Annotated in this window: 28 protein-coding genes; 16 read left to right on the top strand and 12 right to left on the bottom strand. The window is 69.9% G+C overall.

Features of this window, described 5'->3' with window-relative positions:
* Positions 1-114 precede the first annotated feature (114 nt).
* Entirely contained in the window at positions 115-2,178 is a 2,064-nt protein-coding gene (locus PV682_RS27105) for a HelD family protein (protein ID WP_319734344.1), read from the top strand.
* Positions 2,179-2,191: 13 nt separating this feature from the next.
* Here the strand turns inward: PV682_RS27105 and PV682_RS27100 are convergent, their stop codons facing one another.
* Positions 2,192-2,869 carry a copper homeostasis protein CutC gene (locus tag PV682_RS27100; RefSeq protein ID WP_319734342.1) on the bottom strand — a complete coding sequence of 226 codons (678 nt, stop codon included), beginning with the start codon at positions 2,867-2,869 and terminating at the stop codon, positions 2,192-2,194.
* Between the two features lie 103 nt (positions 2,870-2,972).
* Positions 2,973-3,644 (bottom strand): maleylpyruvate isomerase family mycothiol-dependent enzyme, encoded by a 672-nt coding sequence (locus PV682_RS27095; protein ID WP_319734340.1) that lies wholly within the window; start codon positions 3,642-3,644, stop codon positions 2,973-2,975.
* 51 nt (positions 3,645-3,695) lie between these two features.
* On the opposite strand from PV682_RS27095, the gene PV682_RS27090 reads away from it, so the two are divergent.
* Together PV682_RS27090 and PV682_RS27085 are read left to right on the top strand one after the other, a co-directional pair.
* Positions 3,696-4,343 (top strand): HD domain-containing protein, encoded by a 648-nt coding sequence (locus tag PV682_RS27090; RefSeq protein ID WP_319734338.1) that lies wholly within the window; start codon positions 3,696-3,698, stop codon positions 4,341-4,343.
* A 17-nt stretch (positions 4,344-4,360) separates the two neighbouring features.
* On the top strand, positions 4,361-5,449 hold the full coding sequence (locus PV682_RS27085; RefSeq protein WP_319734336.1) for a GNAT family N-acetyltransferase: 1,089 nt from the start codon (positions 4,361-4,363) through the stop codon (positions 5,447-5,449).
* Between the two features lie 18 nt (positions 5,450-5,467).
* On the opposite strand, the gene PV682_RS27080 is transcribed toward PV682_RS27085, so the two are convergent.
* Both PV682_RS27080 and PV682_RS27075 read right to left on the bottom strand, forming a co-directional pair.
* Entirely contained in the window at positions 5,468-5,758 is a 291-nt protein-coding gene (locus PV682_RS27080; RefSeq protein WP_319734334.1) for a DUF4031 domain-containing protein, read from the bottom strand.
* Positions 5,755-6,153 (bottom strand): hypothetical protein, encoded by a 399-nt coding sequence (locus PV682_RS27075; protein ID WP_319734332.1) that lies wholly within the window; start codon positions 6,151-6,153, stop codon positions 5,755-5,757. Before PV682_RS27075 ends, PV682_RS27080 begins: the two co-directional genes overlap by 4 nt.
* A 56-nt stretch (positions 6,154-6,209) precedes the next feature.
* On the opposite strand from PV682_RS27075, the gene PV682_RS27070 reads away from it, so the two are divergent.
* Positions 6,210-7,094, top strand: a complete 885-nt coding sequence (locus PV682_RS27070) for a MurR/RpiR family transcriptional regulator (RefSeq protein WP_319734330.1) — start codon at positions 6,210-6,212, stop codon at positions 7,092-7,094.
* A 114-nt stretch (positions 7,095-7,208) separates the two neighbouring features.
* Entirely contained in the window at positions 7,209-8,135 is a 927-nt protein-coding gene (murQ, locus tag PV682_RS27065; protein WP_319734328.1) for an N-acetylmuramic acid 6-phosphate etherase, read from the top strand.
* A gap of 40 nt (positions 8,136-8,175) precedes the next feature.
* On the opposite strand, the gene PV682_RS27060 is transcribed toward murQ, so the two are convergent.
* Positions 8,176-8,745, bottom strand: a complete 570-nt coding sequence (locus tag PV682_RS27060; protein ID WP_319734326.1) for a hypothetical protein — start codon at positions 8,743-8,745, stop codon at positions 8,176-8,178.
* 121 nt (positions 8,746-8,866) lie between these two features.
* Between PV682_RS27060 and cpt the strand changes: the two genes are divergently transcribed.
* Entirely contained in the window at positions 8,867-9,403 is a 537-nt protein-coding gene (cpt, locus tag PV682_RS27055) for a chloramphenicol phosphotransferase CPT (RefSeq protein WP_112473412.1), read from the top strand.
* Between the two features lie 165 nt (positions 9,404-9,568).
* Here the strand turns inward: cpt and PV682_RS27050 are convergent, their stop codons facing one another.
* The 3 genes from PV682_RS27050 to PV682_RS27040 form a co-directional block, all read right to left on the bottom strand.
* The gene (locus PV682_RS27050) at positions 9,569-11,077 is read right to left on the bottom strand and encodes a carboxylesterase/lipase family protein (protein ID WP_319734322.1); all 1,509 of its coding nucleotides are present in this window, start codon (positions 11,075-11,077) and stop codon (positions 9,569-9,571) included.
* A gap of 166 nt (positions 11,078-11,243) precedes the next feature.
* Positions 11,244-11,603, bottom strand: a complete 360-nt coding sequence (locus PV682_RS27045; RefSeq protein ID WP_319734320.1) for a hypothetical protein — start codon at positions 11,601-11,603, stop codon at positions 11,244-11,246.
* Between the two features lie 315 nt (positions 11,604-11,918).
* Entirely contained in the window at positions 11,919-13,034 is a 1,116-nt protein-coding gene (locus PV682_RS27040; RefSeq protein WP_319734318.1) for an NADH:flavin oxidoreductase, read from the bottom strand.
* Between the two features lie 180 nt (positions 13,035-13,214).
* Between PV682_RS27040 and PV682_RS27035 the strand changes: the two genes are divergently transcribed.
* Positions 13,215-13,868: a class I SAM-dependent methyltransferase gene (locus PV682_RS27035; protein ID WP_319734316.1), complete on the top strand. Its 654-nt coding sequence runs from the start codon at positions 13,215-13,217 to the stop codon at positions 13,866-13,868.
* Between the two features lie 146 nt (positions 13,869-14,014).
* Positions 14,015-14,620 (top strand): ALF repeat-containing protein, encoded by a 606-nt coding sequence (locus PV682_RS27030; protein ID WP_319734315.1) that lies wholly within the window; start codon positions 14,015-14,017, stop codon positions 14,618-14,620.
* A gap of 79 nt (positions 14,621-14,699) precedes the next feature.
* Here the strand turns inward: PV682_RS27030 and PV682_RS27025 are convergent, their stop codons facing one another.
* Both PV682_RS27025 and PV682_RS27020 read right to left on the bottom strand, forming a co-directional pair.
* Positions 14,700-14,921, bottom strand: coding sequence for a hypothetical protein (locus PV682_RS27025; protein WP_319734313.1), 222 nt, complete (start codon positions 14,919-14,921; stop codon positions 14,700-14,702).
* The gene (locus PV682_RS27020) at positions 14,918-15,151 is read right to left on the bottom strand and encodes a hypothetical protein (protein WP_319734311.1); all 234 of its coding nucleotides are present in this window, start codon (positions 15,149-15,151) and stop codon (positions 14,918-14,920) included. Before PV682_RS27020 ends, PV682_RS27025 begins: the two co-directional genes overlap by 4 nt.
* Before the next feature lie 117 nt (positions 15,152-15,268).
* Between PV682_RS27020 and PV682_RS27015 the strand changes: the two genes are divergently transcribed.
* A complete protein-coding gene (locus PV682_RS27015; protein WP_319734309.1) occupies positions 15,269-16,108 on the top strand; it encodes a helix-turn-helix domain-containing protein in 840 nt (279 codons plus the stop codon).
* Positions 16,092-16,355, top strand: coding sequence for a DUF397 domain-containing protein (locus PV682_RS27010; RefSeq protein ID WP_319734307.1), 264 nt, complete (start codon positions 16,092-16,094; stop codon positions 16,353-16,355). The genes PV682_RS27015 and PV682_RS27010 overlap by 17 nt, the downstream gene beginning before the upstream one ends.
* A gap of 43 nt (positions 16,356-16,398) precedes the next feature.
* On the opposite strand, the gene PV682_RS27005 is transcribed toward PV682_RS27010, so the two are convergent.
* Positions 16,399-17,043 carry a hypothetical protein gene (locus tag PV682_RS27005; protein ID WP_319734305.1) on the bottom strand — a complete coding sequence of 215 codons (645 nt, stop codon included), beginning with the start codon at positions 17,041-17,043 and terminating at the stop codon, positions 16,399-16,401.
* Positions 17,044-17,271: 228 nt separating this feature from the next.
* Here PV682_RS27005 and PV682_RS27000 point away from each other — a divergent pair, with 228 nt between their 5' ends.
* The 6 genes from PV682_RS27000 (at position 17,272) to PV682_RS26975 (ending at position 21,111) form a co-directional block, all read left to right on the top strand.
* On the top strand, positions 17,272-17,811 hold the full coding sequence (locus PV682_RS27000; protein ID WP_319734303.1) for a hypothetical protein: 540 nt from the start codon (positions 17,272-17,274) through the stop codon (positions 17,809-17,811).
* A 24-nt stretch (positions 17,812-17,835) separates the two neighbouring features.
* On the top strand, positions 17,836-18,174 hold the full coding sequence (locus tag PV682_RS26995; protein WP_319734301.1) for a hypothetical protein: 339 nt from the start codon (positions 17,836-17,838) through the stop codon (positions 18,172-18,174).
* A gap of 36 nt (positions 18,175-18,210) precedes the next feature.
* Complete coding sequence (locus PV682_RS26990) at positions 18,211-18,486, top strand: MIP/aquaporin family protein (RefSeq protein WP_319734299.1); 276 nt, start codon at positions 18,211-18,213, stop codon at positions 18,484-18,486.
* 355 nt (positions 18,487-18,841) lie between these two features.
* Complete coding sequence (locus PV682_RS26985; RefSeq protein WP_319734297.1) at positions 18,842-19,681, top strand: hypothetical protein; 840 nt, start codon at positions 18,842-18,844, stop codon at positions 19,679-19,681.
* Complete coding sequence (locus PV682_RS26980; RefSeq protein ID WP_319734295.1) at positions 19,678-20,349, top strand: Uma2 family endonuclease; 672 nt, start codon at positions 19,678-19,680, stop codon at positions 20,347-20,349. The genes PV682_RS26985 and PV682_RS26980 overlap by 4 nt, the downstream gene beginning before the upstream one ends.
* A 93-nt stretch (positions 20,350-20,442) precedes the next feature.
* Positions 20,443-21,111: a Uma2 family endonuclease gene (locus PV682_RS26975; RefSeq protein ID WP_319734293.1), complete on the top strand. Its 669-nt coding sequence runs from the start codon at positions 20,443-20,445 to the stop codon at positions 21,109-21,111.
* A 96-nt stretch (positions 21,112-21,207) separates the two neighbouring features.
* On the opposite strand, the gene groL is transcribed toward PV682_RS26975, so the two are convergent.
* Entirely contained in the window at positions 21,208-22,830 is a 1,623-nt protein-coding gene (gene groL / locus PV682_RS26970) for a chaperonin GroEL (RefSeq protein WP_055722845.1), read from the bottom strand.
* Between the last annotated feature and the right edge of the window lie 46 nt (positions 22,831-22,876).

The raw sequence follows: 22,876 nt of genomic DNA, 5'->3' as shown, positions 1-22,876 counted from the left end.
CTCTCGTGGCGGGTGCTCGCCTACAATCTCCGCTCTTGCCGCCTCCCTCGTGGAGTGCCGTCGTCCGGTCGGAAACCGGTCGGCCCCCAGTCGCACCCCATTCGCAGCTCACGCATGCCCGGAGGCACTTCCTTGTCCACGCCCGTGTCCGCCGACGACCCCTTGTTCCGTGAGCGCTCGCATCTGGCCGCGTCCCGTACCGCGCTGCGGGCGATGCGGGAGGACGTACAGGCCCTGGACATCAAGGACGTGACCGCCAACTGGGTCAACGCGGAAGTACTGGGCCGCCAGATCGAGGAGCGCATCAAGGCGCTGGCCGACCTCAGCGACACCCCGTTGTTCTTCGGGCGGCTGGACTACCTGCACGCGCCCGGTGTCGAGCAGGCCGAGGGGGCGGACGGTGAGCGCTTCTACATTGGGCGTCGGCATGTGCACGACGGTGACGGCGACCCGATGGTCATCGACTGGCGCGCACCGGTCTCGCAGCCCTTCTACCGGGCGTCGAAGAAGGACCCGATGGACGTCGGGCTGCGCCGCCGCTTCGGGTACACCGGCGGTGACCTCACCGCGTACGAGGACGAGCACCTCTCCGACCCGGCGGAGGCGGCGCGCACCAGCAAGCTGCTCCAGCAGGAGATCGAACGGCCGCGTGTCGGCCCGATGCGGGACATCGTCGCGACGATCCAGCCCGAGCAGGACGAGATCGTGCGCAGCGGCCTCGCGGGCAGCGTCTGCGTGCAGGGGGGTCCGGGGACCGGGAAGACCGCGGTCGGTCTGCATCGGGTCGCGTATCTGCTGTACGCGCACCGCGAGCGGCTCGCGCGGACCGGGACGCTGGTCATCGGGCCGAACAGGTCCTTCCTCCACTACATCGAGCAAGTCCTGCCTGCTCTGGGCGAGTTGTCGGTCCGTCAGGCAACGGTGGACGACCTCGTCGCGCACGTCGAGGTGCGCGGCACCGACGAGGCTGCCGCCGCCGTCGTCAAGGGCGACGCCCGGATGGCCGAGGTGCTGCGGCGGGCCGTGTACGCGCATGTCACCCCGCCCGCCGAGTCCGTGGTCGTGGTGCGCGGGTCGCGCCGGTGGCGGGTGCCCGCGTACGAACTCGAAGACATCGTGCGGGAGTTGCTCGACCGCGACATCCGGTACGGCGCTGCGCGCGAGGCCCTGCCGCAGCGGATCGCGCACGCGGTGCTGGTCCAGATGGAGCGGGCCGGGGAGGCGCCGGACGACCGGGTCCAGGACTCGGTGGCCCGCAACAGCGCGGTGAAGGCGGCCGTCAAGGCGATCTGGCCGCCCGTCGATCCGGCGAAACTGGTCCTGCGGCTGCTCGGCGAACCGGAGTTCCTCGCCGAGCACGCGGCCGGGATCCTCACCGACGAGGAGCAGAAGACGATCCTGTGGACCAAGCCCGCGCGGTCCGTGAAGTCGGCCAAGTGGTCTGCCGCGGACGCGGTGTTGATCGACGAGGCCACCGACGTCGTCGAGCGCACGCACTCGCTCGGGCACGTCGTCCTCGACGAGGCGCAGGACCTCTCCCCCATGCAGTACCGGGCGGTGGGCCGGCGCTGCACGACCGGTTCCGCGACCGTCCTCGGCGACCTCGCGCAGGGCACCACCCCCTGGGCGACGCGGAGTTGGGAGGAGGCACTGGGTCACCTCGGCAAATCCGAGGCGGTGGTCGAGGAGTTGACCGCCGGGTTCCGTGTGCCGACGGACGTCATCACCTACGCGTCCCGGCTGCTGCCGCACATCGCGCCCGGCCTCGCGCCCGTCGCGTCGGTGCGGGAGAACCCCGGGTTCTTCGAGCTGCGCGAGGTCTCCGAGGTGGAGCAAGTCGTCGCTGCGTGCGGGGAGTTGCTGCTGCGGGAGGGGTCGATCGGGCTGATCGCCGCCGACGCCCGGATTCCCGTGCTCGCCGAGGCGCTGGGCGCGGCCGGGGTGGCGTACCTCGACCCCGGCCAGGAGACCACGGCCGAGGCCCGACTCACCCTGGTTCCGGCCTCGTTGGCGAAGGGCCTCGAGTACGACTACGTCGTGCTGGACGAGCCGCGGGCCGTGGTGGACGGCGAGCCGGACGAACGGACCGGGTTGCGGCGCCTGTACGTCGCGCTGACTCGTGCTGTTTCGGGGCTGATTGTCGTGCACGGGCGTGAACTGCCGGAGCAACTGCGCTAGTTGGTGTGAGACATCAGGCGGGGTCGATCGCCCGGCGCCAGACCCGGACCGCTTCCGACGCCACCGGCTCGGCCCAGCCGTACGGCCGTACCGCCCCGCCGACGTGGAAGGCGTCGATCCCGGCCGCGCGCAGGGCCGGTACGTGCGCCAGGGTCAACCCGCCGCCGACCAGGAGGCGTTGCTCGTACCGGCCCGCCTCGCCCAGCAGCGTCTCCATGCCCTGTTCGACGCCGTCCGGCGAGCCCGCTGTGAGGTAGGTGTCCAGGCCCGGCATGCCCGCCAGGGCCTTGCGGACCGCGTCGCGGTCGGCGGCGTGGTCGAGCGCGCGGTGGAACGTCCAGCGGCAGCCGTCGAGTTCGGCGGCGAGCCGCTCCACCGCGCCCACGTCCACGGCGCCTTCGGCGTCCAGGAACCCCAGCACGAACTGGTCCGCGCCAGCCCGCCTGAACTCCCCTGCCGCGCGCACGAGTTGGCCGAGGTCGCCCGCCGCGAACCCCGCCGACCCCCTGAGCATCACGCGGACCTCGATGTCCACGGCCGCGCGGACCGCGCCGAACACCGAGAGCGCCGGGGTCAGCCCGTCCGCCGCCATCTCGGAGACCAGTTCGACCCGGTCCGCGCCGCCCGACTGCGCCGCGACCGCGTCCTCGGGGGTGAGGGCGATCACCTCCAGGAGCGGACGCGTGCTCATGCGGGGCCTTTCGTCGAGGGGTACCTCCAGCAAGGTACCCCTATAGGTCTAGTCCAATCAGGGTACGTCAGGAGAGGTAGCTCCCGGGTATTACCCCGCCGGGTCAGCCGAACAGGTTCAGCTCCGCCTCCCGTACCCCCACCAATTCGTACGACGCCCCCTCCACGGGCCTCCCCGAGTACAGCCGCATCAGCGTGGCCGCCGGGCCGAGGTAGCGGGCCGGAGGGTGGGTGCCGTCGGAGTGGCCGAGGGTGAGCGGGGCATCCATGTCGTCGAGGTCGGCCTGGAGGGGGACATGGTCGCGCCGCTGGGTGAGGTACGCGAGGAAGGCCAGGGCATCGGGGAGGACCGGTCCGGCGTAGGCGCCGGGCTCGTTCCAGGCGTCGCGGACGTCGCCCGCGTGGATCCACTCGCCGAGCGCGATGGCGTCGAGGCGGCCGGTCGAGGCGGCGAGCAGCGGGCCGACCTCGGTCATGCCGCGTTCCATCTCGTCGACGATCCGCCCGGTGGGCCAGTCGGCGCGGTCGGCGATGTCGCGGTCGTTGGACTCGGGGGAGAACACGCCCTTCTCCAGCCGGTTCTCCACCACGCGGATCAGGGCGGCGGAGCAGTGCGCGAGGACGTCCCGCACGGACCAGCCCGGACAACCCGCGGTCGGGAGCGCGAAGTCGGCGTCGGGACGGGCGCGCAGGAGGGGGACGAGGAGGTCGCGTTCGGCGGCGAGGATACGGCCGGGGAGTTCGGGGTCGCGGGGTAGCTCCGAAGTAGGGGTCATCCGTCCAACGTAGGGCGTCGGGGGTACTCGTGCGGCGGGAGAATAGGGGTCATGGTCGATCTCGACGCTCTGCGCTCCCGCTGGCTCCCCGCTCTGCTCGCCGCGCGGGCCGACGACTCCTGCGCCATCGCGCCCCACCGGTACGCCGACAACCTGATCGAGCGCTGGCAGGAGCCCCAGCGCAGGTATCACACGCTGCTGCACCTCACGGCGGTACTGGACCGCGTCGACCTCCTGGAGAGCTACGCCGACGACGCCGACCTGGTGCGGCTCGCGGCCTGGTTCCACGACGCCGTCTACCTGCCGGAGCGGTCGACGAACGAGGAGCGGTCGGCGCGGCTGGCGGAGCGGGCGCTGACCGAGGCGGGCGTGCCGGAGCGGGGCGTGGCGGAGGTCGCGCGGCTGGTGCGGCTCACCCAGGATCACGCGCCGGCCGACGGGGACCGCAACGGTGAGGTGCTGTGCGACGCGGACCTCGCGATCCTGGCCTCGGCGCCGGACGCGTACGCGGCGTACACGGCCGCCGTCCGGGAGGAGTACGGCTTCGTCCCCGAGGAGGTGTTCCGGGCCGGGCGGGCGGACATTCTGCGTCAACTCCTCGGTATGGCAAGGCTGTTCAGGACGCCGTACGGCCAGGAGCACTGGGAGGCGGACGCGCGGCGCAACGTCGCCGCCGAACTGGAGGCGCTCACCGGCTGAGGCCCTACGCTCACGTCATGCGGAGAAGTCTTTCGGGCGGAGATCAACTGGACGCGGCCGTCGAGGAGAGCGTCACGCTGCTGCGGTCGCTCGCGGACCGGGACTGGGCGGGCACCCCGGCCTCGGGCCTGGAGTGGAGCTGCCGGGCGACCGCCGAGCACATCGCGTACGAACTCTTCGGATACGCCGCGCAGTTGGCGGGCCGGGTGCAGGGCGGGTACCTGCCCTTCGGGCTCCGGTTCGAGGACGTGACGGCCGACTCCCGGGTGGTGGACGTGATCGGGGCGGCCGGGGCGGTGCTCGCGGCGGCCGTGCGGTCCACGCCGCCGCGCGTGCGGGCGTACCACCCGGCGCCGTTCCGGAGCGCGAACCGGCAGGGGTTCGCGGCGATGGGGGTCGCCGAAGTCCTGCTGCACACCCACGACATCGCGCGCGGCCTGGACGTCGATTATCAACCCACCCCGGAACTCGCCGAGTTCGTGCTCCAGCGGATCTTTCCCGAGGTGCGTCCGGCGCTCGACCCCTGGGAGACGCTGCTGTGGGCGACCGGGCGCGGTGAACTGCCGGGCCGCACAAGGGTGTTGCGCTGGCGCTGGCACAACAGCCTTGTCCTGCCCACCGATCGGCTCTCCCTGGAGTCCGCCACCCCGGCCGTGCTCGCCGAGCTGTGGGTGGGCGGCGACGGCGGGTTCGACTGGCTCGGTGACGGGCCTCTGGACGGGACGCGCGAGGCCGCCGGGCTGGTGTTCTCCTCGTACGAAAAGGGCGTCCTGCGGGCGGAGTTCGGGCTGTTCGTGCTCGTGCGGCGGGCGGACGGGCTGGCGATCGGGAGCCTCGGTTTCCACGCGGCGCCGGACGGGGAGGGCCGTACGGAGATCGGGTACGACGTCGTCCCCGAGGCGCGCGGGAACGGGTTCGCGACGGAGGCGGTGCGAGCGGTCGGGGAGTGGGCGCTCGGGCGTGAACAGGGGGACGTGGACAGCGTGTTCGCCGTCGTCGAGCCCAAGAACCTCGCGTCCAAAGGGGTGTTGGAGCGGGCCGGGTTCGTCGAGGTCGGGACCGATCCGGAGGGGGACGCCTACGAGCTGCGGCGGTACCGGCTCTGAGGGGTCCCCGGGAGCGTTCTAGGGGATGCTCCGAGGGGTGTCCCGGCGGACGCTCGCCTTGCGCCGCCGCAGGCCCGCGCCGTGCAGGAGCCGGACGACCTCGCGGCTGCTGACCTCGACGGCCCCGGCGGCCACCACATCGGCGTAGCGGTGCGCGGGGATGTCGTAGTGGTCCCGCTCGAAGGCGCGCGCCGGGACGCCCAACTGCTCGGCGAACGCGTGGAGTTCGTCGTAGGAGACGTCGCTGACCAGGTGGGACCAGAGGCGGCCGTGGCCGGGCCAGGTGGGCGGGTCGATGTAGACGGTCATGAGGACGGCGGCCCGCTCCGGCCGGTGCCGAGGCAGCCGACCGCCGCGACCTTCACGCCGGCCTTGTGGCACACCCAGTGCGGGTCGGGGCCGAGCTCCGGTTCGACGTCCAGCGCGTGCGGGTCGCCCGAGCCGCAGACCGGGCACAGGGGCCAGCGGCCGTACCTCTCCAGTAGGGCGTCCTGTACGTCCTGCGCGACCAGGCCCGCGACGTACTGCGCGCCGTCCGGCCACTGCTCCACCCACCAGCGGCGCTGTACGACCGACTCCTCGACCAGCGACACCACGTCCGCCTCGGCGACCTCGCCCGCGACCAGGTCGGCGAGGACCAGGGCGCGGGCCCTGTGCAGGGCCTGCTCCAGGGGGCTTACGGGGTGTACGGGGTCGGTGCTCATGTCTTCATTGTGCGCACTCTTGACCCGGTCACCGAAGCGAAAATATCTTTCAGAATGTGACCCGTGACGTGAAAGAAATTTTCGGCGGCGCGCTCGCGGCCAAGGTGCGCACGCTCGCTCCGTCCATGACCCGGTCCATGCAGCGGGTCGCCGAGGCCGTCGCGGGGGACCCCGCGGGGTGCGCGGCGCTCACCGTCACGGGGCTCGCGGAGCGGACGGGGACGAGCGAGGCGACCGTCGTGCGTACCGCTCGGGTACTGGGGTATCCCGGGTACCGCGATCTGCGGCTCGCGCTCGCCGGGCTCGCCGCGCATCAGCAGTCCGGGCGGGCGCCCGTACTGACCACGGACATCTCCGTCGACGATTCTCTCGGCGATGTCGTCAGCAAGCTCGCGCATGCCGAGCGGCAGACCCTTGCCGATACCGCCGCCGGGCTCGATACCGTTCAGCTCGGGGCCGCCGTTTCCGCCGCCGCCGCTGCTCGACGCGTCGATGTTTACGGGGTCGGGGCTTCCGGGCTCGTCGCTCAGGATCTGGTGCAGAAGTTTCTGCGTATCGGGATCGTCGCCCATGCGCACAGTGATCCTCATCTCGCGGTGACCAATGCGGTGCAGTTGCGGGGTGGGGATGTCGCCGTCGCCATTACGCATTCCGGATCCACGGGGGATGTGATCGAGCCTCTGCGGGTCGCTTTTGAGCGGGGGGCCACCACCATCGCCATTACGGGGCGGGCGGACGGGGCCGTCACCCAGTACGCGGATCATGTGCTGACCACGTCCTCTGCTCGGGAGAGTGAGTTGCGGCCTGCGGCCATGGCGTCGCGGACCGGGCAGTTACTGGTGGTGGACTGCCTGTTCGTGGGGGTTGCTCAGCGGACTTACGAGGCTGCGGCTCCTGCGTTGGCTGCGTCGTACGAGGCGTTGGCCCATCGGCATCGGTAGACCGTAGGGGTGATCTTTCGTTCGGGCTGCGGGTTGTATGTGGTTGATCGCGCAGTTCCCCGCGCCCCTTAGGTAGGTGTAGGAAACCCTTGGATTGAAAGAGCCGTCTGCTTTATGTCCTCCTCTGACCTTCTTTCTCAGCTTTCCACTCTTCCCACCGAGTCGTTTCGGGCCGACTTTGCTCGGATTGATGAGCTTCCTACGCTTGATATCGCTCGGCTCATGAATCGTGAAGATGCCGGCGTTCCTGCTGCTGTTGCCACTCAGCTTCCTGTTATTTCTGCTGCTATTGATGCCATTGCTCTGCGAATGAGGCGTGGGGGGCGGTTGATTTATATGGGGGCCGGGACCGCTGGGCGGTTGGGGGTTCTGGACGCTTCCGAGTGTCCGCCTACTTTCAATACCTCTCCCGGGCAAGTCGTGGGGCTTATCGCCGGTGGGGTGGGGGCGCTCGTCGATTCTGTCGAGGGGGCCGAGGATTCCCGGGAGCTGGCTGTGCGGGATCTTCGGGGGGTGGCTCTCACGGGGGACGACAGCGTGGTGGGGGTGTCCGCCTCAGGGCGTACCCCTTACGCGGTAGGCGGGGTGGAGTACGCACGGGGTAGAGGGGCCCTGACCGTGGGGATCGCCTGTAATCCCGGCAGTGCTCTGGGGAGCGCCGCCGAGTACGGGATCGAGGTCGTCGTGGGGGGTGAGGTGCTCGCCGGGTCCACTCGGCTCAAGGCCGGGACCGCTCAGAAGCTCGTCCTCAACATGATCTCCACGATCACCATGATCCGGCTCGGGAAGACGTACGGGAACCTCATGGTCGACGTACGCGCGTCCAACGAGAAGCTGCGGGCCCGGTCCCGGCGGATCGTCGCCGTCGCGACCGGGGCCGAGGACGACGAGATCGAGGCCGCGCTCTCCGCCACCGGGGGCGAGGTGAAGGACGCGGTGCTCATGCTGCTCGCGGGGGTGGACGCGGGGACCGCCCGGCGGTTGCTGGCGGAGGCCGGGGGGCAGCTGCGGGGGGCGCTCGCCGCGCATCGGGGGGCGTAGTACCTGCGGGGTAAACGTGTAGTACCTGGGGGTGTGGGCGTCAGAGGTTGTTGCCCAGGGGCTCGATGTCCACCTTCAGGGGGGTACCCCATACCCGTAGTACCTCGTAGTCCGTGAACTCGTGGACCAGGCGGTACGCCATCGCCGGGCGCGGGCCCCGGCGCAGCGCCGCGAGGAAGGCTTCCGCTTCTCGGCGGTCCCGGCGGGGGGTGCCGCACAGTTGCCACTCCTGGCCGTTCCACAGTTCCGGGAGCCAGCGTTGCTGGGGTTGCGGGCGGTCCTCCCGTACGCCGTACCTGCTGGGGGTCGTCGGGATCTGCGGGGGCGGGGTCTCGCCGTGCAGTTCCGAGCGGCGGGCCGATCTGCGGCGGGTCTCGCACAGGAGGCAGCCGTCGGGAGCTTCCGAGTCGACGGGGCCGTAGGGGTGCTCGGCGCAGCGGGTCACCGGGGCCGCGCCCTCCACGCTGTCGTCCAGCAGGTCCAGGGCTCGCTGGATGTCCGCCTTCATCTCGTGGAGCTTGGCGTCCGGGGTGTCGGCGGTCAGCGCGTCGCCGTGTTCGCCCAGGAGGCGGAGGGCTCGGCCTAGGGCGGTGAGCTGGGCGTGGTTCATGGTGTGGGTTTCCGGCCGGGGGTGGTGTGTCCAGGGTAGGGGGGGTGGGGGTGGAAGCGGCCGGTGGGGAGCGGTGGAAATCCGTTGTCCGGGGGGTGTGAGGGGCTCCTAGTGTGGGCGTATGGGTACTCGGGTCGTTTTCCTCAACGGTGGGTCCAGTTCCGGGAAGTCCGGGATCGTGCGGTGTCTTCAGGAGATTCTGCCGGGGGCCTGGATGGCTTTCGGGGTGGATTCGTTCGTGGAGGCGCTGCCTCGGAGGATGCAGAACTCCGAGGAGGGGATTCTCTTCGAGGCGGACGGGAGCATCCGGGTGGGGGCGGAGTTCAAGGCCGCCGAGGCCGCTTGGCGGGAGGGGGTCGCCGCGGTGGCCCGGGCCGGGGGGCGGGTGATCGTCGACGATGTGCTGCTCGGTGGGGCTGACGGGCAGCGGGGGTGGGAGAAGGTGTTCGACGGGGTGGACGTGTTGTGGGTGGGGGTGCGGTGTGATGCTCAGGTCGCCGCCGGGCGGGAGATCGCGCGGGGGGACCGGGTACCGGGGATGGCCGTGTCGCAGGCGGAGGCCGCCCACGCGGGGGTCCGGTACGACGTCGTGGTGGACACGAGCCGTACCGAATCCCTGGCGTGCGCGCGGGTGATCGCGGAGAGGGTACGGGGCTGAGGCCGCAGGCCTCGTCAGCGCGGCGCCTCCGCCGGCCCGGCCCCGTCAACGCGGCGCCTCACCGCTCCGGCCCCGTCAGCGCGGCGCCCGAGCGCCGACTCCGGCGATCCAGCCCTCCGTCGCTCCAGCCCTCCGGCCCTCGCCAGTCCCGTCAGCCCGTCTCCGTCACTCCACCAGCGGCAGCGCCTCCCACTCGTACCCCTCCCACAGCTCCCTCGCCGTCTCCTCCGGGTAGCGGCTGACCTGCGACGGGGTGTCCAGGATCTGTGTGAGCCGGCGCTCCGGGTCGTACGTCTCCCAGCCGGGGTCGCCTGTGCGGGCGAAGGACGTCCAGGACGTCTGGAAGCGGGCGGTGAGGTCGGCCGCGTCCGGGGGGACCTCGCCGTCGGGGAAGGCGATGGCGCCCATGTCCGCCGCGTACGTACCGAAGAGGAGGGGGACGTCCAGGGCGTGGCAGCCGCGCAGGATGCCGCCGTGGGCCGGGGGTGTCCAGGTCAGTTCGTAGAGGTGGGCCGAGCCGCCTGCCGTCAGCTGGGCCTCGGCGAGGCGCAGGGACGGCATCGCGAACAGCCAGTCCGACTGGACGCGTTCGAAGAGGTCCTGCGCCGTGGCGTCCGGGAAGGCTTCGCGGTACGCGCGCTCGCCGGCCTCGCCCGCGCCGGGGGCGTACATGCGCAGTGCCGCCGTCGCCTGGTCCTCCGTGATGCGGCCCAGGAGGTTTCCCATCACCGTGAAGAGGCGGAACTCCTGGGAGTTGTGGCCGACCAGGAGGTCGATGTCCCGCGCCTCGCCCGCGGTCACCGCCTGCCACGGGGTCTTCGGCAGGATCTCGCCGTCCACCACCGGCGCGTACGGCAGGGCCGTCGGCGCGACCTGCCCCCAGCGCGCGTACGTCGCCATCTTGGCCGCCAGGGCCTCGCCCGCCCCGGTGAGTTTCCTCGGCGGGATCGCCGCGAGGTCGGCCGCCGTCGGCCGTACGCCCGCTTCCGCCGCGATTGCCGCCGCGATGTCCCTGGCCAGGGGCGCGGAGAAGTACACGCCCGAGATGCTCTGGGCGATGGCGCGGTGGAAGAGGCCGCGGGCCGACGGCATCGCGAGGAGCGCGGCGATCGAGCTGGCGCCCGCGGACTGGCCGAACACCGTGACGTCCCCGGGGTCGCCGCCGAACTCCGCGATGTTGTCGCGGACCCACTCCAGGGCGGCGACCTGGTCGAGGAGGCCCCGGTTGGCGGGGGCGCCCTCCATGTGGACGAAGCCCTCGATGCCGAGGCGGTAGTTGAAGGTGACGACCACGACGTCACCCTTGCGGGAGATGTGCTGGGCGTCGTAGCCGGGGCTGCCGGAGAAGCCCGTCTTGTAGGCGCCGCCGTGGATCCAGACCATGACCGGGCGCGGGGCCTGCGGGGCCGGGTCCGGCGTCCAGACGTTCGCCGTCAGCCAGTCGTCGTCGCCCTCTGCCGTGGGGGCGCCGGGGAGCACGGCCTCCTGCGGGGGCGGGGCGCCGAACTCGTACGCCTCCCGCACGCCCGTCCAGGGCTCCGGAGGAGTGGGCGCCTGGAAACGGGCGGGGCCCACCGGTGGCGCGGCGAAGGGGATCCCCCGGAACACCGTCAGACCGTCCTCGCGCCTGCCCCGGACCGCACCGGCCGTCGTACGAACCTCTTCCGCCGCCATCCCTCGCTCCTCTCGTCTCCCACCGTCCGCCTCTGCCCCGCCCAACGGTCCGCCTCGAACGGGAGTTCCAGCGAGCGGCCGATCCGCCGGAGTTCACTCGTGTGGGTGAAAGAGGGGGAGGACACCCCCGTGCCCCTCCCCCTCTCCCACAGCCCACAACCCGCCGTCAGTCGTCGACGGGCTGGGCCGCCGAGCACGCGTTGATCGGGCCGATGATGTCCTCGCACACCTGGATGGCCTCCACCTGTCCGTAGTCGTACGTCCGCGAACTGCACGGCGCGGCCGAGCCGTTGCTGTCGCCGAACTCGTCGTAGCCGTTGACCAGCCACACGCTGACGTACACACCGTTGCCGTCCCGCTCCCGGTCGCACACGGTCACCTTGTCGCCCAGATCCCATCTGGCGTAGTCGTCTCCCTGGGCGACTCTGGTGGTGAACGGGGCGGCGTGCGCGGCGGGTACCGCCAGGCCGCTCAGGGCCATCGCCGAACCCGCGACGGCGACCGCGAAGGCATGTCGAACACGCATCTGTTCCCCCTGTTGGCATGGGTCTGGACGTGTCCGCCGGTTCCGTCCCGGCCGGACACCTTGCGGCACCGAGCGTGCGGGCCCCGGCCGGGGGGAGGCAACGGTTCGCGGCTGTCCCGGACAGGGGGTGGGCGTCCGGGCAGGTCAGCGTCATGTCCCGGACAGCGTCCGGGGACGTGCGAGCGACGGTATTAGGTCTCAGGTACGACGCCTCAGGTACTACCCCCCGGGTATGACGCCTCAGGTACGACGTCTCAGGTACGACAAGGGCCCGTCACCCCGAAGGTGTACGGGCCCTGTGCTACCCCCCTACCGCTAGCTCAGCGTCTGGAGCGCAGCCGGGTCGAACGCCCGCAGTTCCTCGAACCGGCCGTCGAGGACCTTCGCCGCCCACTCCGGGTCCTGGAGCAGTGCGCGGCCGACGGCCACGGCGTCGAACTCGTCCCGTTCGAAGCGCTCCAGCAGGTCGTCGATGCCCTTCGCCTCGGAGGTCTTGCCGGCGAACGCCGTGCTGAACTCGTTGTCGAGGCCGACGGAACCGACGGTGATCGTCGGCTTGCCGGTGAGCTTCTTGGCCCAGCCCGCGAGGTTGAGGTCGGCGCCGTCGAACTCCGGCTCCCAGTAGCGGCGCGTCGACGCGTGGAAGGCGTCGACCCCGGCCGCGGCGAGCGGCGTGAGGATCGCCTCCAGCTCCTCCGGCGTCTCGGCGAGCCGCGCGTCGTAGTTGTCGTACTTCCACTGCGAGAAGCGGAAGATGACGGGGAACTCCGGGGACACGGTCTCGCGTACGGCGGCGACGATCTCGGCCGCGAACTTGGTACGGGCGACCGGGTCGCCCCCGTACGCGTCGGTGCGGCGGTTGGTCGTGCCCCACAGGAACTGGTCGATCAAGTAGCCGTGGGCGCCGTGGAGTTCGACGCCGTCGAAGCCGAGGCGTTCGGCGGCGGCGGCGCTCTGCGCGAACGCGCCGATGACGTCGTCCAGGTCGCGCTGGGTCATGGTGTGGCCGTCGGCGGTGCCGTCGACGCGCAGGCCGGAGGGGCCGACCGGCGGGGCGTCCGCGATCGGCGGCTGGCCGGCCTTGCGGACCATGCCGATGTGCCAGAGCTGCGGGACGATCCGGCCGCCGGCCGCGTGGACGGCGTCCGCGACCTTCGCCCAGCCCGCGAGCTGCTCCTCGCCGTGGAAGCGGGGTACGCGGTCGCTCTCGCCCGCTGAGTCGTGACCGACGTACGTCCCCTCGGTGATGATCAGGCCTACCCCTGCGGTAGCACGACGTGCGTAGTACGAGGCCACGTCCTCCCCGGGTATGCCCTCGGGGGACTGCATGCGGGTCATCGGGGCCATCGCGATGCGGTTCGCGAGGGTGACGCCGTTGATGGTGACTGGGCGGGACAGGATCTCGGAGGCACGGGTGGGGGTGGCTGCCACGGGAAGGGCTCCTCGCTCGCGAAGCGGTCGGCTGACCGGTGGGTATGTGCATACGCATACGTCTTGTACGTCTACGTCAACCGGGCCGTGGTCCACGCCATTTCCGGACGGCGGGGCAGAGTTCTGTGATCCCGGACACCCCGTAGTACCGGAGGGGTAGGGATCGCGTAGTACTGACCCATGCCCGAGCTGCTCACGACCGCCGCCGCGCTCGAAGCGACCTCCGTCGTCGCCAACAACACGATGAACCGCGAACGCGGGCTCACCGGGGTGAACAGCTACGCCCGTGAGCTGGGCTTCGATCCGGTGAGCGAGCTGTGCGGGGAGGCGCCCGCGTGGCTCGACCTGTGCAGTGGGGAGGGGCTGGCGATGCGGGCGGCTGCGCCGCGGTTGCCGGGTGCGGCGCGGCTGACGGCCGTCGACCTCGTCGGTCCTCTGGTACGTCGTACCCTCCCCCCTCAGATGGAGGAGGTGACCGCGTCCGTCTCCACCTGGACCCCCACCCTGCGGTACGACCTCATCACCTGCGTCCACGGTCTCCACTACGTCGGCGACCAGCTCGGCCTGCTGGTCCGGGCGGCCTCCTGGCTCACGCCGGGCGGGTTGTTCGCCGCGCACTTCGACCCGGCGTCGGTACGGCGTCCCGATGGGGCATCGGCGTCCCGTCCGGTGCTGCGGGCGTTGCGGGCGGCGGGGTTCGTGTACTCGGCGCATCGGCTGACGTTGCGGGGTGGGCGGGGGGTCGAGCTGCCGTTCCGGTATGTGGGGGCGGATCCGGGGGCGGGGGCGAATTACACGGGGCAGGCGGCGGTGGGGTCGTACTACGAGGGGTAGGGGGGTACGGGGGTGTTCCCGGTACGCCGTTCTGAAGCACACCGGCAACAACTCCCCCCGCGACACTGCCCGTTATCGGAAATGCACCAACCCCGTCCCTCGTGCGAAGCTCTCCCCGCGACATGCCTACACGGGGAGACAGCAACATGAGACGCCTGACCCGCGCCACCCTTCTGCTCACGACCGCCGCCCTGACTCCGACGCTCCTCTTCGCGTCCCCGGCGTTCGCGACGACGCCGACGGCGGCATCGGCATCGACTTCGGCTTCGGCTTCGGCTTCGGCAGCCGTGTCCACCGAAGTCCCCGTGGACGACATGTCGTTGGACGAACTCCGCATCGCCGTCCTGCGTCTCATGGCGAGCCCCATCAGTGGCAAGGCCGTCGCCCGCGAGGCCAACAAAGCGCTCGACGGCACCGCCGACGACCTGCGGAACTTCCTCAAGACCGGGTACCGCCTCGCGCAGGCCGAGGACGACCGGGTCCAGATCTCCACCATCCTCGGGCACAACCCCGGCAAGGCGGTCGTCCGCGCAGCGGGCAAGGCCCTCGACGTGAATACGCCGGAAGTACTACGCGCCTTCCTGGCTACCGGGTATCGCCTCGCGCAGGCCGAGGACGATCGGGTCGCCGTCGCGCGCATCCTCGCGAAGCCGGGTATCAGCCCCGCGCTCCACGCGGCGGCGCAGCGGGCGATGGACGGGACGCCGGAGGAGTTGCGGTACTTCATCGAGGTCGGGCAGTACGAGGTCTGAGGCGCCGGCGAGCAGAGGGGTGGCCCCGCCTTGTGCCGTGAACCGGCTTGCGGGCGGGGCTGGTTGAGGCTTCCCGTGTTCAGGGGTTCAGCTTGCCCCGGGTGTGCGTGTTCTTGTTGCGCGTGCGGAGGCGTTCGCTCAACAGGGCTTCCCTCGTGGGGAGTTCCGTGTCCGTCGGGTGACAGTCCCACTCGACTCCGCCGCCGATCGGGCGGAGTTGGAGGTGGCCGTTCAGGTGGTCCATGACCTCGCCGATGCGGTTCGAGCGGGTGTCTACGACGTAAGTGCCGATCTTCGTCATCGCGTCGGGGCCCCCGCGCGGGTCAGGGCCGCGGTGAGGCGGGTGGCCGTGTCCACGTTGCAGCGGCCGAGGTCCAGCAGGTGGTACGCCGGGTCGCGGTGGGTCGCCGAGACCTGGTCGACGGCGAGGGAGGGCAGGGTGATACCGACGCCCTCGAGGGCGTTCCGCAGTCTGGTGCAGGCTTCGTCGATGGTGGGGGTGGGCTCTTCGGCCCCGGTCAGCTCCTTCATGTGCGCACTTCCTCCACGCTGAGTGTTTCGGTTCACCACACAGCGTGGCGGCGCCTCTTCTAGCCTGGCTAGGGACGCCGCGAGGACAACTCCGCTTGTGGGAATGGGAGTCAAGCTATGGCCCGACGTAAGGATCTCGACCCTGCGACTTCGTCCCGGGCGCTGGTGGGTGAGGAGTTGAAGCACGCGCGTGAGCAGGCGGGGTACAGCCAGACCGCTTTGGGTGCGCTTCTGTTCGTGAGCGGGTCGTACGTCGGTCAGATGGAGGCGGGAATCCGGCGCATCCGCCCCGAGATGGGTCCCCTACTGGACAAGGAGTTGGGGACGGGGAACTTCTTCACGCGGCACTCCAAGACGATGGCCAAGTCCAAGTATCCGGACCACTTCGCGGAGGCGGTGGAGGCTGAAGCGGAGGCGACGGAGATCCGGCAGTACGCGTCCACGCTGATCCCTGGCCTGTTGCAGACGAAGGAGTACGCCACGGCTGTGTTCCGCGCATTCAAGCCGTTCGCGTCCGACGCCGAGATCGAGGAGGACGTGGCCCTGCGATTGGAGCGAGCCCGGATTCTCGACGACCCAACAACGCCGTTGTTGTGGACCATCTTGGACGAGGCCGCGCTTCGACGGCCGGTCGGCAGTCCAGCTGTCATGGCACAAAACCTGCGCCACATCGCGGAGTTGATCCGGAAACACAGGATCATCGTGCAGGTGCTGCCGTTCGCCACCGGTGCACATGTAGCGATGGAAGGCCCGCTGAAACTCATGGAGTTCGAGGATGCTCCCCCGCTCTCCTTCATCGAAGCCACAGGCATGGGCCACCTGATCGACGACCCGGCCACCGTCACCCGACACACCCTGATGTTCAACCTCCTCGTGGCCAGCGCACTCCCTCCGCAAGATTCGTTGGCTCTGATCGAGTCGGTGGCAGAGGATTACGCCCATGAGGAACAGCACTGAGTACGAGCTGGACAGCGCTACCTGGTACAAGTCCAGCTACAGCGGGGGCAGCGGCGGCAACTGCCTCGAAGTCGCCAGTTGGCGTAAGTCGACGTACAGCGGGGGCAGCGGAGGTGACTGCCTCGAAGTCGCCGACGGTTACCCCCTCTTGACCCCCGTCCGCGACTCCAAGAACCCCTCCGGCCCGGCGCTCGTCTTCCGTGCGCAGTCCTGGGCCGCCTTCGTCGAAGACCTCAAGCAGGGCTAGCCCGACCTGTTGGGCCGCCCGTCCCCCGACGGCGCGGCCCTCCTCAATGCCTCAAGTCCAGCACCGCGACACAGTGCGGATCCCCCTCCGGCTCCCCCCACAACTCCCGCTCCCCCGACCGCGAGAACACCTCCGCCATCACCGCCGGTCCCGCCTCCGCAAGGCGTACGTCGCAGCCGATGACACCCGGGTTGTCCTGGTGGCGTACGTACAGGCGCATCCCGCCCCCACGTTGGTACACGAACCCCACCAACAACGACTCGGCGCTCTCCCGTTCCTCGAAGCTCGGGGGCGGGCAGCTCAAGGTGGTCAGCAGCGTGTACGCACGGTCCTCCAACCGCTCCTTCCCAGGTACGACACCCGAGAGTCGTACCAGCGGGGTACCCAGCACGTCGTCCACCTGGCCGCTGGAACGGAACCTCACCTCGCCCACCTCATGCCGTACGAGGTCGACCGCCGCCCAGGGACTCAGCATCTCGTCCTGGCGGAAGAGGGGGATCTCGTACATCGCATGGAACTCGCCGGCGACCGCCTTACGCCGACCGACCGCGATCCGGACAACCGGCGTACCGTCCGCCCCCGGAAGGACGCCTCGCACCCGCGTCTTCTTCGCGATCGGCGCTTGCGTGTAGCGGATCAGATGGCCGGACATCTCGGCCTGCGCGACAGCCACTTCCCATGGCGCCATCTTGGACTTCTCCCTGGTCACGGGCATTTTAAATCGTGGCATAACAGCCAGGTTCACCAGATATCGTTCATTTAATGGCAATGGGGCACCAACGAGACCCTCTCAAGATATCGATGCGCCGACCACGCACCGCAGCCGATCGATCTTGTGAACGTGCGTTCAGCAATGTGAAGATCCCCGGGCCGACCAGCTCGGCACCAGATCAGACACATCGCAGGGGGAACCGCATTGCGCAGGTCAAGAAACAGATCGACGATCCGCAACGTCGTCATAGCCACCGGCACCGCAGCACTGACCATGCTCGTGGCACCGGGCGCGATGGCCGACCCGGTGGCGAACACCGGCACGACGACGGCGACGACGATCGAGAAGGCCACGGGGACACAGGAACTCCTCACGGGAACAGGCACGTTGAGCGCGAACGGCGCTCAAGTCACCCTCCCGGCCAGCGCCGACCAGCCGATCACCGCAACGAAGAGCGGCGACACCATAGCGCTCACACTCCCGGCGGCCGACGCGAAGAGCGCCTCCAGCACGAGCGGTACGACCGTCTTCGCGGGCCGCGAGGCCGCCGTGTCCACAGCCGCGCAGGCCACCACCGACGGCGGTTTCCGCGCCCTGTTCACGCTGGAGAACGCGGACGCACCCCGGCAGCAGTCGTTCCGGCTGACGCTGCCGGACGGAGCGACCGTACGGACGACCGCCGAAGGCGGGCTCGTGGTCTTCGACGCCACCGGCAAGGTGCTCGGCGGACTGGAGACGCCGTAGGCGAAGGACGCGAACGGCGTTGCCGTGCCGACGTCGTACGAGGTCGTCGGTGACACCGTCACGCAGACCGTCGCCCCGGGACCCGGCACCGCGTTCCCTGTCGTCGCCGACCCCAAGTGGACCTGGGGGATCATCAGCGGCACCGTCTACTTCAACAAGAAGGAGACCTCCCACCTCGCCGCCAACGCCGGTTTCGTGGGTGTCCTCTTCGCCGCCGCGCCGCCGCCGTTCGACGTGTACGGCGTCGTCAACGCGGCCAACATCTCCCGGGTGGCCTGGAACGCCGACTCCGACGGCGAATGCGTCGAGGTGAAGGTGCCCACCTTCCTGCCGTACGAGTACAAGGGCGGATACTGCAAGTAGGTCCGGCACGCCACGGACGTACAGAAAGGTAGGGCGATGGACGCCTATGGAGGGCCGGTCATCCTGACGATGGCCGCCGCCGTGATCCTCATCCTCAAGTACCGGCGCCGCGCGGCAGGGCAGCGTTCGCTGCTTCCCGTCAGCGGGGTACCCGGCCGGATCGCGGTGGCCGTCGCCTTCGTGGTCGGCTGCGGATGGGCCTGGTCGCAGGGGCCCTCGGTCGTCAACGCCGGTGTGCTGGGCCTGAGTCTGGCAGTTCTGGTCGGTGCAGCCGCCGAGTTCATGGCTCGCCGGAACACGCAACACCACTGACGGACCACGCCACTTCGCAGGCCCACGCACCTCGTTCCCGGTGCGTGGGCCTGCGGGTCTTCCGGCGTCCCCGGGGCTCAAGTCCTGAGCTTCGAGCCGTTGCTTTTTTGAATGGGTGTGGGTCTCAACCCACCCTCCCACCCCGCCAGTTGACTTTGCGGGTTCGGGTTGCAACGGAGTGTCAGTTGGCTCTACGGTGCTGCCAACACAACACAAAGGCTCCCGACGTAAATCAACCCCCGACAGGTGTTGTCAGCACCTGTGGGGGTTTGACCGAAGGAGCCGCCCTCCCAAACAAAGGGCTGCCCCAATGGCTGACGCCAACTTTAGTACTGCCGACCTGCCCGCGCACCCGATGGCCAAGCCCGGGTACGGGAAACGCACCGCCCCCGGCCAACAGCCGCGCGGCAAAGCAGACTTCGATCACCTCCTCCCCCGCGACGCCGCCATCGCCGGATACCTCGACCGGCTTCCCGACGGCGCCGACATCTCCGTGAAGACGCTGGCCAAGACGACGACCTACGGGCAGTGCGCGCTGCGGACCTCCCTCAACCGGATTCAGGCGGCCGGACACTTGCGGCGGGGGCAGGAGAAGGTGACGTCCTCCTCCGGGACCGAACTCTGGGTCACCCGGACGTTCTTCAGCCGGACCGCTCGCGCGGACGAGTGGTGGGCCGCGTTCACGCGGGGTGACGTACCGCCGGACAACTCCGAGCCGCCGCCCAGCCGTTCACGCGCCGTCATCCTCCTCGCCGCGCTCAGCCGTACCGCGCCCTCGCTGTTCCTGTCCGCCGCCGAGTGCGCCCAGCTCGCCCCGCTCGTCGAGGAGTGGTTCGCGCGCGGCGCCGGTTCGGAGACCGTCCGTACCGCCCTCACCGCCGGGCTCCCCCATGTCGTCCACTCCCCCGCCGCGCTCCTGCGCCGCCGCCTCGTCGACAAGATGCCGCCGCCGGTACCCGTACGGCCCGTAGTACCCGTAGTACCTGAGGGGCAGGCCGTGAGACCCGTACGACTTCTGGAGTGCTCCGAGTGCGGGGTGCCGGGGAAGCCTGAGGCGTTGCCGGGGGGATTGTGCAAGGGGTGTACGGGGAGTTCCGTACGACCTGTGGGGTACCTGGACGCCCTTGATGTCCGCTCTCAGGCGGACACGTTCCGGGCCTCGATCCGGATGCGACCGCGCGTGGGGACACGATGACCTCCGGGCCTGCCGAACGTCCGGACACTCCCGTGGAGGACTTCGAGGAACTGGCCGAAGCCGCCCCGCAGAACGTCCGGCTCGTGTACGCCGACGGCCAGGTCCGCACCGAAACGCCGCTCGGCGTCGAGGAGTTCGAGGAACTGGCGCGCCGGGCACCGAAGAACTTCTGGATCGAGTACAGCCGGGGAAAGCTGGAGCTCAAGGCCCCGCGCGACGGCAACCACTCCTGCATGTCGATGGCGCTGCTGCGCCAACTCTTCGCCCTGCGCCCCGGCCACGGTCTGTACTCCGCGGTCGGCATCAAGACGGAGGCTCAGCTCACGGGGCGTGCCGTCGCCGACGGGGCCTTCGCGCCCATCGGCCACTTCGTGGGGCACGGCAACTGGTCCGACCCCGCCGGAATCCCGATGGTCGTCGAGATCACCTCCCGCGACCTCCGCACCAACCAGCGCGCACGCCTCGAACGACCCGTCGACTACGCCGAAGCCGGCATCCCCGTCTACCTGCTGATCGACCGCAACGCGGCGGCCTTCACCGTCCACAGCTCCCCCCGGAACGGCCGCTACCACCACTCCGTGTCATACCCCTGGGGTACCCCCGTACCTCTCCCCCCACCGGTCGGCCTCACCCTCGACACCCAGGGCCTCAAGATCTACTCCGGCTGACCCCCGTAGTACTGCGGAAGGACAACCCGCATGACCGCTCCCACGGTCCGCCGACACCACCCCGGGGCAGGATGGAGGGGAGGAGGCACGACCATGACCCCCACCGAAAGCCCCCAGCTGTCCCCCGAGGACTTCGCGAAGCTCGTCGCCGCCGCGCCGGAGCACATCCGGCTCGTGCTCGTGGACGGCCGGATGCACGCGGAGGGGCCACTCAGCGTCGAGGACTTCGAGGAACTGGCCCGTAAGTCCCCCGAGGGTGTCAGGCTCGAACTCATCGACGGAAAGCTGAAGGTCAAGCCGTTGCCGGACCAGCGGCACAGGGCCATCGTGCTGTGGCTCCTCCAACTGTTCCTGAAGATGCGACCCGACCTGCTCCTCTATCCGGAGCAGGGCCTGAGGGTCGACGCCTACCGCAAGGGACACGCCTACGCGGACGCCGCGCTGGCTCCGCACGACCACTTCATCGCGTACGACGGCGACTGGGCCGACCCCGACGGTGTGCTGCTGGTCGTCGAGGTCACGTCCCACGATCGCGACACCCATCAGCGTGATCGCGTCGACAAGGTTCGTGGGTACGCCGCCGCCGGTATCCCCGTCTATCTGCTGATCGACCGGGACGACAACACCCTCGTCGTGTACAGCAACCCCGAGAGCGGGCTCTACCGGCACTCCCTCTCCTACCCCTGGGGTACTACCGTCCCGCTCCCTCCCCCAGTTGGCGTCACTCTCGATACCGACAGACTCAAGGACTACGCCGACTGACCCTGCCCCCAGAAAACGCCCGAGGGCGGTACCCCCCCGTACCTGGGGAGTACCGCCCTCAGTAGTACTGCCGATCCAGCCCTCGCGGGCAACGGATCAGAAGTCCATGTCACCGCCCGGCATACCGCCACCGGCAGGCGCGGCGGCCTTCTCCGGCTTGTCGGCGATGACGGCCTCGGTGGTGAGGAAGAGCGCGGCGATGGAGGCCGCGTTCTGGAGCGCGGAGCGCGTGACCTTCGCCGGGTCGATGATGCCCTCGGCGACGAGGTCGACGTACTCACCGGTCGCGGCGTTGAGGCCGTGACCCGGGGTGAGGTTGCGGACCTTCTCCACCACGACGCCGCCTTCGAGGCCGGCGTTGACGGCGATCTGCTTCAGCGGAGCCTCAAGCGCGAGCTTGACGGCGGCGGCACCGGTCGCCTCGTCACCCTCCAGCTCCAGCTTCTCGAAGACCTGGGAGGCCTGGAGCAGGGCCACGCCACCACCGGCGACGATGCCCTCCTCGACGGCCGCCTTCGCGTTGCGCACGGCGTCCTCGATGCGGTGCTTGCGCTCCTTGAGCTCGACCTCGGTCGCGGCACCGGCCTTGATGACCGCCACGCCGCCCGCGAGCTTCGCCAGGCGCTCCTGGAGCTTCTCGCGGTCGTAGTCCGAGTCGGAGTTCTCGATCTCGGCGCGGATCTGGTTGACCCGGCCGGCGACCTGGTCCGAGGACCCGGCGCCGTCGACGATCGTCGTCTCGTCCTTGGTGATGACGACCTTGCGGGCGCGGCCCAGGAGGTCCAGCGTCGTGTTCTCCAGCTTGAGGCCGACCTCCTCGGAGATCACCTCGCCGCCGGTGAGGATCGCGATGTCGTTCAGCATCGCCTTGCGGCGGTCGCCGAAGCCGGGCGCCTTGACGGCGACGGACTTGAACGTGCCGCGGATCTTGTTGACGACCAGGGTCGACAGGGCCTCGCCCTCGACGTCCTCGGCGATGATCAGCAGCGGCTTGCCCGACTGCATGACCTTCTCCAGGAGCGGGAGCAGGTCCTTGACGGAGCCGATCTTGGAGTTCGCGATCAGGATGTACGGGTCGTCCAGGGACGCCTCCATACGCTCCATGTCGGTCGCGAAGTACGCCGAGATGTAGCCCTTGTCGAAGCGCATACCCTCGGTGAGCTCGAGCTCCAGGCCGAAGGTCTGCGACTCCTCGACCGTGATGACGCCTTCCTTGCCGACCTTGTCCATCGCCTCGGCGATGAGCTCGCCGATCTGGGTGTCGGCGGCGGAGATGGAGGCCGTGGAAGCGATCTGCTCCTTGGTCTCGACATCCTTCGCCTGCTCCAGCAGGGCGCCGGAGACGGCCTCGACGGCCTTCTCGATGCCGCGCTTCAGAGCCATCGGGTTGGCGCCGGCGGCGACGTTGCGGAGGCCCTCGCGGACCAGTGCCTGGGCCAGGACCGTCGCGGTCGTCGTGCCGTCACCGGCGACGTCGTCCGTCTTCTTCGCGACTTCCTTGACCAGCTCGGCGCCGATCTTCTCGTACGGGTCCTCCAGCTCGATCTCCTTGGCGATGGACACACCATCGTTGGTGATCGTGGGGGCGCCCCACTTCTTCTCAAGGACGACGTTGCGGCCCTTGGGGCCGAGGGTGACCTTGACGGCGTCGGCGAGCTGGTTCATACCGCGCTCAAGGCCGCGCCGCGCCTCCTCGTCGAACGCGATGATCTTGGCCATGTGAAGTGGTCCCTCCAGGACTGGGGGTGAGTACCGCAGTGGACCG

The sequence above is a fragment of the Streptomyces niveiscabiei genome, from assembly GCF_033794345.1.
GTDB classification, from domain to species: domain Bacteria; phylum Actinomycetota; class Actinomycetes; order Streptomycetales; family Streptomycetaceae; genus Streptomyces; species Streptomyces niveiscabiei.
Note: the sequence above shows the minus strand (reverse complement) of the source record. Positions and strands in the feature narration are given on the sequence as shown.